We start from the raw sequence: 9865 nt of genomic DNA, 5'->3' as shown, positions 1-9865 counted from the left end.
ACGCACCAAAAACATTTGGTAGCATGTCAGCCTAATAAGGGTGTTTTATTTGTGTCTCATTCTGCTATGTCAGTCTAGAAGAGCGGTTTTTTTAATGATCTGCACCTATATGAGCTGAAACGGTAGCGGTTGTTCGTTTTTTTAGACGAGCATATCCAATGAGTAGGAACGGGACACCTGCAATGGTCACAATCGATAGCACCGAAAAAATAGAGAGGGGGTTGTCTGCACCAAACAAGTCAATACACAATCCACCCGCCCACGGTCCAATGACATTGCCGAGTTGAGAAAATCCGACCGCACCAAAGTATGATCCTTTCATATCAGGCTTTGCAATATTGTCCACAAAGAGATCCATCATTGCAAAAAGAAGCACCTCTCCGATGGTGAATACCACAATGATCAAGGCTAGTGCACCAAGGCTCTGTGAAAAAGCAATGGCAAACAAACTGCATGCAAGGAGGATATTTCCAGCCACTAAACACAAAATGGTCGAATACCGCTTGGCGATTAAGATTAAAGGGTATTGAACGACGATGACAACGACAGCATTTAAAGATAAAAGATACCCAAATAATTTCGGACCATTTTCAATCATAGGTGACGCGGATAAATATTGAGGCAGTGTCGAGCTGAGATGTGAATAGCCAAAAGAACATAAAGTGATGCCAATGAGGATAATGGTAAAGACCGTATCTTTTCTTATAATCGACAGTGCTTTTTTGACATGGATTTGTTTGGTTCTTTCTGGAGTGATGACCGGATGTTTTTTGAATTGCCATGCGAGTGTTAATCCATATAAAAGGTAGATGAGGGCAGCTGCTAGAAACGGAATGGTTGTTTTTGATGATCCTAGATATAACCCAAGCAGTGGACCAAAAATCACGCCAATGTTAATGGCAGTATACCTTAAATTAAAGACAAATAACCGAATACTTGCTGGTGTCACATCTGATAAGAGTGCTTTAGAAGTAGGTTCAAATAGTGCCCTGCACAGTCCATTCAATGCGTTCATGATAAAGAAGACCCAAATGGCATCTGCAAACGCAAATCCAACAAAAACCAATGTCCAGCCGAAAATGGAGAGAAGCATGACTTTTTTTCTGCCGATAAGGTCAGAAATGTAACCACCATAAAAGCTTGCAACGATCCCAATCAGAGAGCTGACGGCAATGATTAAACCAGCTGATGAGGCTGAGGCACCCTTGACTTGTGTCAAATATACGGCTAAAAATGGAATGCTCATCGACGTCGCCATACGCCCGAATATCGTGCCGATGATGATCGTCCAGCTGAGCGGATGTAAAGTACGTAAGTTATTTTTCATGCTGTTTCTCCCCTGCATTTGTAAGATATTCCAATCATACAGGAAAAATTGTGCGAATTAAATACACAATTTCGATATGAAGCCAAAGTTTGGCTTATACAATTGGCAGTGGTGTCCATCCGCTTCGGTTAATCAAGATCGTTTGCCATACATTCAATGGCTACGATTTGCTGTAAGGAAATAGAGAGAACGTCTTCATCATTGATCATTTTGATGCGCTTCGTTTCATAATGAATGGCTTTCACCCAGCCCCAAAACTGTGCTTTTCTACCAGAGGATACATATGTAATGCCAATCGCTTGATCCTCGGTAATGGACTGCGTGATGAGGAAATTCATTTCCTCTAGCTGATCGTTGCTGAGCGGAAGAGGGGTGTATTCAGTTTTCTTTCGTTTTTGTGCAAGCAGCTGTTCTCGATGCTCTGGCAGCATCATTCGACTTGATTCCCACATGATGTTATATCCAGGTGTTAATTTATTGGGATTCATGTTGTTCGCCTCCGTTACTTGTAATGACCACCAATTTTTTCGGCGCGATGATACGCTTGCCCTGCGCTTGTCAGTGACGAAGCGTGCAGCAGTGCAGCAGGCCCATACTTCATATGGATCGCATCAAATACTTTGCTGAGTTTGTCTTTTTTAAAATGGTGATCAAATAAACTCAGCTGATATTGACTGTCAGACTGTAGCTGTGAAAGGGTAATGCCGACACTGCGAACGGGCTGACCATCCCAATGCTCTAGGCATAGTTGAATGGCGGCCTCGGCAATATCTGAGCCGTACTGTGTAGGTGAGTGAAGCTTTATTTGTCTATGAAATCCTGTCGGATGTGAAAAATCAGCGCCTCTTACACCGACAGACACTGTTTGCCCAAGATAGCGCTTAAAGCGTGCACGCCTTGCCACTTCTTCACTTAATTCAATGAGAGCAACTTTGATGTCTTCAAAAGACGCATAATCGTACGGCAAGGTCATGTGATGTCCAACAGCTTTTTGCTCGTCATGTGTATGAGTGGTGACGGGGGAAGGATCGTGTCCTAAAGCCGTCCGCTGTAAAAGCTCTCCGTTGATTCCCCAACGCTTTTTTAACCGATCTAATGGATAAGTGGCAAGCGTCCCGATCGTACTGATACCCATTCGTTTTAAATGGTGCTCCATGCGCTTGCCGACGCCAAATAATTTTCCGATCGGAAGCGGCCATAAATCAGGAGCCACCCGATCGGCGCTAAGTTCATAGACACCAGATGTGTTTTTTTTAGCAAAATGATCACAGGCCATTTTAGCGAGCACTTTGTTGGGACCAATGCCTACACGTGCATAAATGCCCGTTTGGTTCATAATCGTTGTTTGTATATTTTGAGCGATATCCCAGGGGGAGCCCAATAATGTGAGACTACCTGTAATATCAAGAAACTGTTCATCGATTGAATATGGTTCCACAAGGTCTGTATACTGTTCAAGCAATTCTGTAATCATGACAGAGACATCAAGATATCGCTGCATACGAGGACGTACTACGACTGCTTCGGGGCACTTTGCCTGTGCCTCCCATAACCTTGATGCATTTTGTACGCCACGTGTCTTAGCGAGCGGACAGGCAGCAAGCACAACCCCGCTTCGTCGCTCTGGGTCTCCTGAGACAATGAGCGGTACGTCCTTCAAGTGAGGAGCCTCCACCTTTTCTACTGACGCATAAAATGACTGCATATCCACAAGTAGGATGGTTCTATCGTTCATTATTTTCACCTCTAGAACGTATGTTCTGTATCTATTGTAACCGTTAAGAGGGGAAATGGATACTGGTAAATCATTCAAAGAGAAAAGCCTTGGGAATACAAAAAAGACGAAGCATCTTACACTTCGTCTCATCTGATGTAAAAGAATGATGTTTAAGCATGTACCGTGTGGTGGAACGTTTGGAGCGGTTCAGAGCGCAAACGGTATGCCGTCAACTTTTTCTTTGGCTGATGTGTATACTGCCGAACCACATCTATATGATCATCATAATGAAAAAGATAAAAGGTGACATCCTGTTTACCAAGTTTTGTTTGCACGGTCAGTGGCGCAGGTCCTTCATTCGGGTGAAGGAAACGCTCTTCATCTCCAGGATGAATATAGTAACGTTCAATAAAAATCGCGTCATTAAAATATTGAATGACTTGAGATGTTTGCTGATCATCCAGCGGACGATCTTGAAACGTCATGTTCGTTTGATCACTTGTGATTTTAGCATGCACCGCATAACGATTAAACAGACGTTCGATTACACCAGAAGGCAATGAGGTGACAAGCAATTTTAAAAGACTAAACACAACAAGTGAAGTAACAACCCAAACCAATATCATCATCTCCAATAACATTTCTCAAACTTTCTATCATGCCTATCTTAACATAACGAAAGAAAGAAACCGCTACGCCAAAAGTGGATTTTTTGAAATAAGTGTGAAAGTTTAAAAGGAGAAGACCTCTCTATCAACGAAGAAGCAATAGGAATCACGCAAACTTTGTAAACTCATTGATGAGACAAGTAGACGATTAAAACAGGTAGATACCGAAAAAAGGGGCGAGGCCATCATGATACGTCAAGTAAAGCCGTCAGATTTTTACGCTGTCACCTCCGTCATTCAAAATTGGTGGGGTGGACGTGATTTGCGTGCTAAATTGCCAAAGTTATTTTTTGAACACTTTCAGCAAACAAGCTTCGTTGTCGTGGAGAAAGGAGAGCTGATCGGATTTTTAGTAGGTTTTTTATCACAATCGCATGCTGATGAAGCCTATATCCACTTTGTTGGAGTGCATCCAGATCATCGCAAATTAAAGATCGGCAAAATTCTTTACCAAGCTTTTTATGAAGCGGCTGAAAAAGCAGGAAGAACAACGATTAAAGCCGTGACAGCACCAAGTAATAAAGTTTCGATCGCCTATCATACAAAACTCGGATTCCAAATAGAAAAAGGAGATAAAACCGTAGGCGGCATCTCTGTATTTTCAGATTACGATGGAATGCATGAAGACCGAGTATTATTTGTAAAACAGCTTGAGGTGAAAAAATGATTGTCCCACTAGATCACACAAATAGAGAGCAAGCAAAGCGGATATTGCAGATTCAATTGGCGGCATATGAGCGAGAGGCAGTACAAATAGGCTATCGCGATTTACCTCCTCTAAAAGAAACCATTAACGACATCATAGAAGCGATTGGCTACTTCGTAGGCTTTAAAGAAAAAGGTAAGTTATTAGGAATCGTTTCATATGAAATGGATGGAGAGAGAATAGTCATCAGCCGTTTAGCAGTTCATCCAGACCATCTTTATCAAGGAATTGGAACACAGTTGATGCGTTTCATGATCTCGCATGGTAAACCGATTGAGCTCACAACGGCGGAAGCAAATCTTCCAGCGATTAAGCTATACGAAAAGCTAGGTTTTAAAAAAGTCGCCCGCCTTGAGGTGGAAAACAACCTTATCCTAACGAAGATGGAGCGCGCACAGCGTCGAAGGGTAGAAGTGGTTGAATACAAAACAAGCTGGCATGACCAATTTCGTCAAGAACATGATGTACTGAAAACTGTGCTGGGTGAAAACTGGGTGAGCGGTCATCACATTGGTAGTACTTCGATAGCAGGTATGGCGGCTAAGCCGATTATTGATATCTTACTAGAGGTGAAGCAGATCAAAGTCATAGATCAATGCAACCACTTATTTGAACAGCTTGGATATACAGCGCTTGGAGAAAATGGAATCACAGGAAGACGTTTTTTGACGAAAGGCGGATTGGAGCGGTCGCATCACATTCATGTCTATGAAGCTGGGCACCATGATATCAGGAGGCATTTACCATTTCGAGATTTTTTAAAAGCAACACCTCATCGAGCAAATGACTATGCGGCCAAAAAGCGTCAATTAGCGAAAGCACATCCTGAGGATATAGCAAGTTACATAAGAGGGAAAGATGCCCTCATCAAAGAAATCGAAAAAGAAGCATATCAGTGGTCGAAAAGCAGGAAGTAAGGACAGAGTCTGAACATGTTTAATCGAATGTTGATATGTTACAATGGAACAATCAAACAAAAAAGGATGTTCATCATGTATATTCAAATAACAGAATCTGCAGCATCGTTTATTCAAAAATATCAAATAGAGCATGAAACAAAAGAATTGCTTCTTCGCTATGATTCAGATGGTTGCGGCTGTGCTGTAAGTGGTGTACCAATGATTTGGCTCACAAGTGAAAGAACAGGTGAGTGGGAAGAACTGAAGCACAATCAACCATTTACGTTATATATACACACAGCACAAAAGGTGTTTTTTGACGAGGAAATGACAATTGACTTTAATGAAAAAGCAAATACACTCATGTTGAAAAGTCCTCAACAAATTCTCAGCCCGAGAATGAGTATACTCATAAAGTAAGGTGGAAATGTAGTGGATCAAAAGCTGAAATTGATACAACAGACGGCACAGAATAAAACATGGGTGTCGTTTTTAAATAACAATCATCCTTATAGCCTTTTACACTGGTCTATTGGTGGAATGGAATCAGTGAAAAAAGATGTTTGGCTTCTTCAGGATGAAGTCACATTTGAAACGGAAGAATTTCAAACGCTTGATGAAGCGATCCATTGGATGAGAAACAATATGGATCAAATAACAGATGTGCTATAAAAAGCCCTTTATTGAAAAGGGTTTTTTTGTGCATTCATCCTCTCACGATACAGGAAGGTTGTCTAATCGAGATAATCATGTTTTCAAACGACAAAAAAACGTTTTCGTGATGCGATTCGACAATATCAGGAAGATGAGAAGAAAAAAAGATAGGCTATTCATGCCGAAAAATAGGCAAAGAAAGCGCTTATTGCGGGATACCGAAAACTTTGTGAAAAATGACTTTTCATATTTCTTCCATTCGGGGAAATGTGATAGAATACAACATGTATCGTATATGAGGAGGGAGGTGCTAAAGTGAATTGAAGCTCAAGCTGTCATCGCCCCAGGTTGGAATCAAAATTAACGAATGGTATAGGCAGATTTGCGGATTTCATGTCATGAAAGCAGAGAAGCTGAAGGCCGAGGTCGAGCAGGAAATTCTTGAGATGGAGCAGGATCAAAACTTGTTGCTGTTTTACCAGCTGATGGATTTTCGACATAAGGTCATGCTTGAATATTTTGAACCAGTAAAGAAAGCCTCAAATGATGAAGAGATTAAGAAACTGCTAGAAATGATAGAGCATTCGCAAACAAATCTAACGGATATGCTTGAATACTATGTTCATTTTTTCAGAGGTATGTTTGAATTTGAACAGAGAAATTATTTAAGTGCCATTGCCTATTACCGTTCAGCAGAAAAAAAGCTCAATCTCATATCGGATGATATAGAAAGAGCAGAATTTTATTTTAAATTAGCTGAAATATACTACCACATGAAACAAACCCACTTTTCGATGCACTATGCTTTGCAAGCGTTAGAAACGTATTCTGCCTACAGAACGTATACGCTAAGAATCATCCACTGCGAATTTGTCATTGGCGCAAATTATGATGATTTGAAATGCTACGATCATGCATTGCCCTACTTTAAAAATGCTCTTAAGCGAGCACGCACAATTGGAAATCCTCGCGTCATTGGTTCGGCCCTTTTCAACTTAGGTAACTGTTATTATCAAATGAATGATCTTGAGACGGCAAGTCGTTACCTAAAGGACTCTCTTGAAGTGTTTGAAAAGGAGAATTTAACCCATCTAAATCGTTCTCTAGACCCACTATTTATGCTGACACAAATCCTATTTAAACAAAAACAAATAAAAGAGTCGTTAACCCTCTATCAAAAAGGTATTATGAAAGCCTGTGAAGTAGAAGATGAGATTTATATTTGTAAATTTCAATTTTTAAAAGCATTATACGTAGATGCAGAAATAAAAATCATAGACGATACATTAGACCTGTTGGAGGACAAGCGTTTATACCCTGATATTGAGGAATTGGCACTTGATGCGGCTCATTATTATAATGAGCTTGGATTATTCGAAGTATCAACGCGTTTTTATGAAAGGAAGATTCAAGCAATTTCAAAAATTCAAAATGGGGGTCATTTATATGAAAATGAGTTTGATAGTTCTTTTATTGGTAGCAACTGCAGGGTTATCAGTCATGAGTCAACAGCAATCGGAAGAGAGTCATGTGGAGCTAGCGGGCAGACACCATACAACAGTAGTGACTATCGTATAAGTTAGTAAAAAAGAGGAGATGAATCAAATTCATTCTCCTCTTTCATCTTGGTATAGATGATATGTTTGAAGAAAAGCCTCGACTGCTTGTTCATACGCTTCCTGATTCTCACTAAGGGACATAGCATGTAAACCATGTGGCGCAATGAATATTTGTTTATCGCCCTTTTTACGTTCATATAATTTCTGACTTTGCTCACATGGAATATAGTCATCATGACGGCTATGAATGAATAGGACGGGTTCTTTCACCTGGTCAATGACATCAAATGGGGCAACTTGTCGAATACGATAGCCATCTCTCCACTTTAGCACTTGGTCACTTAGAGGCAAAATCCATTTGCCTGAAAGCCGAAAATCCATTTTGAGACGATAGTTCAGCTGATCTTCAAATGAAGCAAAGGGGCAGTCGGCAATGTAAAAATTTGCGTTCGCTTCTGGCTTGGCAGCGTATAACAAGGTCGTGACTGCACCCATCGACTCTCCGTGTATCCCAATGATTGCATCTGATCCAAGTCTTTCCCTTAGCCATTTCACAACCTGCGCTAAATCTTCTTTTTCGTAGTATCCATAACTTGTGGTTTTTCCACCACTCATGCCATGCCTTCTGTGATCGTAAAGCAGTACATTCCAGCCGAGCTTTTGAAATAATTTCATATATTTGACTGAATTGATGAGACTGACTGTGACACCATGACACAGTATGATGGTTCGAGTGGATTGTGAAGAAGGAACAAAGTAGCCATGAAGATCATAACCAAAAGGTGAAGGAATACTTACTTTCTCTTTTGTGAGTTGTTGAAAGTCTTCGTGATCATAATGACCTTCATCTGTTTCACGTTTGAGCAATTCTTCATCCGTTAATTTACGAATATACATCATTTTATTCGTGAAAAAAATGCCGATTGCAATGAATGGAAATAGAATAAAGACTAGTAAGAGGAACCATTTCTTTTTCAAGCTTAATCTTCCTTTCTCATGATTTACCTATGATGATCATACCACAAATTGGGAAGAGGGCGCGGATCTTGCACATGAAAAGAAACGAATGATACACTAGCCCAAAAGGAGAGAGAACATAATGAAAAAGGCAAACCAAGATCAAGCAAAACTAAAAGATGGCATAGATGAATCTGTCAAAGAACAACTTCTTCAAATGAAGCAAAAGCTAGCAGTAGAGACAGAAAAAAGAGAAGAAAAGCAGCGACAAGACAAACTTCGACAGCAGCGAGAAAAAGAAAAAAACAAAAGTTTTTCAGAGTTGCTCGAGGAGAGCCATTTAGATTGGAGAAAATATAAAAGTTAAAAAAAGAGACCACAAGCTGTGATCTCTTTTTATGTACGTTTTAACCGGTGCGTTTCGTATACGTTCTGTTTTGTATAGTATGTCAGGGCTTTGATTTCTTGATCACTCAATGGCCTTGCATTTGCGGCTGCCACATTTTCTTTTAGTTGTGCCGGAGAGCTGGCACCAAAGATAACGGAGCTGACAGTCGATTGTTTTAATAGATATTGAATTGAAAGCTCAGTAAGTGACAGGTCATACGCAACGTTTTTTAAAGAAGGAATGATGCGCTGAAGCTCTTCGAAAGAGTATGACAAATAGCCATTTGTTTGAACAGATGCGCTCGCGTTTGTCAGTGGTTTTTCAGTTAAAAGCCCTTTTGCTAAAGGTCCTCTTGCTACGACACTGATGCTTTGCTCTTCAAGAAGCGAAAACCATTCTTCAGGCCGACGGTCGAGTAAATTATATTGCATCATCACACTGACGATGTTCGACTTTTTGGCATATTCTTTGATGACATTTGGACGGATAGAAGAGATACCGTAATAACGAATCACGCCTTCTTCCACTAATTCTTCAAATGCCTCAATGGTTTCATCAATTGGATCATCAATTGTACCGCCATGCAACTGATACAAATCAATATAATCTGTCTGAAGTCGTTTTAAGCTCTGTTTCACTGCCTCTTTTATGTATGTCTTTGAAGGGTCCCAGTCCCAGCCTGGTTTACCTTTTTCGAAGCGGTTGCCACCTTTTGTGGCTACAATCAAATCATGCCGCCTATTTTTAATGGCTTCCCCAACCATTTCTTCATTTGTCCCAAAATCATATAAATCGGCTGTATCCAAATAATTGACGCCAAGGTCAATGGCTTCATCTATCAAAGAGAGCGCTTTTCCTTTTTCAGTTCCAAGTGACATACAACCTAATGCAACTTCACTGACAATAAGATCAGAGGTACCAATACGTCTTTTTTTCAAATCCATCACACTCCTTTCCCTTCACATTAAGTGAAAAAATGATGGAATTCAA

The 9865-nt window shown here is 40.4% G+C and carries 12 protein-coding genes; 6 read left to right on the top strand and 6 right to left on the bottom strand.

Annotated features, from left to right (window positions below; all coding sequences use genetic code 11):
- Nucleotides 1–91 precede the first annotated feature (91 nt).
- The 4 genes from AB1K80_RS13265 to AB1K80_RS13250 all read right to left on the bottom strand — a co-directional run bounded on the left by AB1K80_RS13265 (nt 92) and on the right by AB1K80_RS13250 (nt 3664).
- Complete coding sequence (locus tag AB1K80_RS13265; protein WP_412857146.1) at nt 92–1327, bottom strand: MDR family MFS transporter; 1236 nt, start codon at nt 1325–1327, stop codon at nt 92–94.
- 128 nt (nt 1328–1455) lie between these two features.
- Entirely contained in the window at nt 1456–1815 is a 360-nt protein-coding gene (locus tag AB1K80_RS13260) for a YolD-like family protein (RefSeq protein WP_412857145.1), read from the bottom strand.
- 14 nt (nt 1816–1829) lie between these two features.
- Nucleotides 1830–3062, bottom strand: a complete 1233-nt coding sequence (locus AB1K80_RS13255) for a DNA polymerase IV (RefSeq protein WP_412857144.1) — start codon at nt 3060–3062, stop codon at nt 1830–1832.
- 152 nt (nt 3063–3214) lie between these two features.
- Nucleotides 3215–3664: a YfmQ family protein gene (locus AB1K80_RS13250; protein WP_412857143.1), complete on the bottom strand. Its 450-nt coding sequence runs from the start codon at nt 3662–3664 to the stop codon at nt 3215–3217.
- A 235-nt stretch (nt 3665–3899) separates the two neighbouring features.
- Between AB1K80_RS13250 and AB1K80_RS13245 the strand changes: the two genes are divergently transcribed.
- From AB1K80_RS13245 to AB1K80_RS13225, 5 genes are all read left to right on the top strand, one after another.
- A complete protein-coding gene (locus AB1K80_RS13245; RefSeq protein ID WP_412857141.1) occupies nt 3900–4379 on the top strand; it encodes an N-acetyltransferase family protein in 480 nt (159 codons plus the stop codon).
- Nucleotides 4376–5335 (top strand): GNAT family N-acetyltransferase, encoded by a 960-nt coding sequence (locus AB1K80_RS13240; RefSeq protein WP_412857140.1) that lies wholly within the window; start codon nt 4376–4378, stop codon nt 5333–5335. Before AB1K80_RS13245 ends, AB1K80_RS13240 begins: the two co-directional genes overlap by 4 nt.
- Nucleotides 5336–5410: 75 nt before the next feature.
- Complete coding sequence (locus AB1K80_RS13235; protein WP_412857139.1) at nt 5411–5737, top strand: iron-sulfur cluster biosynthesis family protein; 327 nt, start codon at nt 5411–5413, stop codon at nt 5735–5737.
- Nucleotides 5738–5749: 12 nt separating this feature from the next.
- The gene (locus tag AB1K80_RS13230) at nt 5750–5989 is read left to right on the top strand and encodes a DUF2552 family protein (RefSeq protein WP_412857137.1); all 240 of its coding nucleotides are present in this window, start codon (nt 5750–5752) and stop codon (nt 5987–5989) included.
- Between the two features lie 302 nt (nt 5990–6291).
- Nucleotides 6292–7554 (top strand): tetratricopeptide repeat protein, encoded by a 1263-nt coding sequence (locus tag AB1K80_RS13225; RefSeq protein WP_412857136.1) that lies wholly within the window; start codon nt 6292–6294, stop codon nt 7552–7554.
- 24 nt (nt 7555–7578) lie between these two features.
- Here AB1K80_RS13225 and AB1K80_RS13220 read toward each other — a convergent pair whose 3' ends face one another.
- Nucleotides 7579–8508 carry an alpha/beta hydrolase gene (locus AB1K80_RS13220; protein WP_412857134.1) on the bottom strand — a complete coding sequence of 310 codons (930 nt, stop codon included), beginning with the start codon at nt 8506–8508 and terminating at the stop codon, nt 7579–7581.
- Between the two features lie 121 nt (nt 8509–8629).
- Between AB1K80_RS13220 and AB1K80_RS13215 the strand changes: the two genes are divergently transcribed.
- On the top strand, nt 8630–8854 hold the full coding sequence (locus tag AB1K80_RS13215; RefSeq protein ID WP_412857133.1) for a YqkE family protein: 225 nt from the start codon (nt 8630–8632) through the stop codon (nt 8852–8854).
- Nucleotides 8855–8883: 29 nt separating this feature from the next.
- Here AB1K80_RS13215 and AB1K80_RS13210 read toward each other — a convergent pair whose 3' ends face one another.
- Complete coding sequence (locus tag AB1K80_RS13210) at nt 8884–9813, bottom strand: aldo/keto reductase (protein WP_412857131.1); 930 nt, start codon at nt 9811–9813, stop codon at nt 8884–8886.
- Nucleotides 9814–9865: the final 52 nt, after the last annotated feature.

Source organism: Bacillus sp. 179-C3.3 HS (assembly GCF_047229225.1).
Lineage (GTDB): Bacteria > Bacillota > Bacilli > Bacillales > Bacillaceae > Bacillus.
The sequence above is the reverse complement of the archived record's forward strand: the minus strand, read 5'-3'. Positions and strand labels throughout refer to the sequence as shown.

Excerpts from the sequence above, each read along its gene's own strand:
- AB1K80_RS13265 (WP_412857146.1), bottom strand. The coding sequence starts at position 1,327 with ATGAAAAATAACTTACGTACTTTACATCCGCTCAGCTGGACGATCATC.
- AB1K80_RS13260 (WP_412857145.1), bottom strand. The coding sequence starts at position 1,815 with ATGAATCCCAATAAATTAACACCTGGATATAACATCATGTGGGAATCA.
- AB1K80_RS13255 (WP_412857144.1), bottom strand. The coding sequence starts at position 3,062 with ATGAACGATAGAACCATCCTACTTGTGGATATGCAGTCATTTTATGCG.
- AB1K80_RS13245 (WP_412857141.1), top strand. The coding sequence starts at position 3,900 with ATGATACGTCAAGTAAAGCCGTCAGATTTTTACGCTGTCACCTCCGTC.
- AB1K80_RS13240 (WP_412857140.1), top strand. The coding sequence starts at position 4,376 with ATGATTGTCCCACTAGATCACACAAATAGAGAGCAAGCAAAGCGGATA.
- AB1K80_RS13235 (WP_412857139.1), top strand. The coding sequence starts at position 5,411 with ATGTATATTCAAATAACAGAATCTGCAGCATCGTTTATTCAAAAATAT.
- AB1K80_RS13215 (WP_412857133.1), top strand. The coding sequence starts at position 8,630 with ATGAAAAAGGCAAACCAAGATCAAGCAAAACTAAAAGATGGCATAGAT.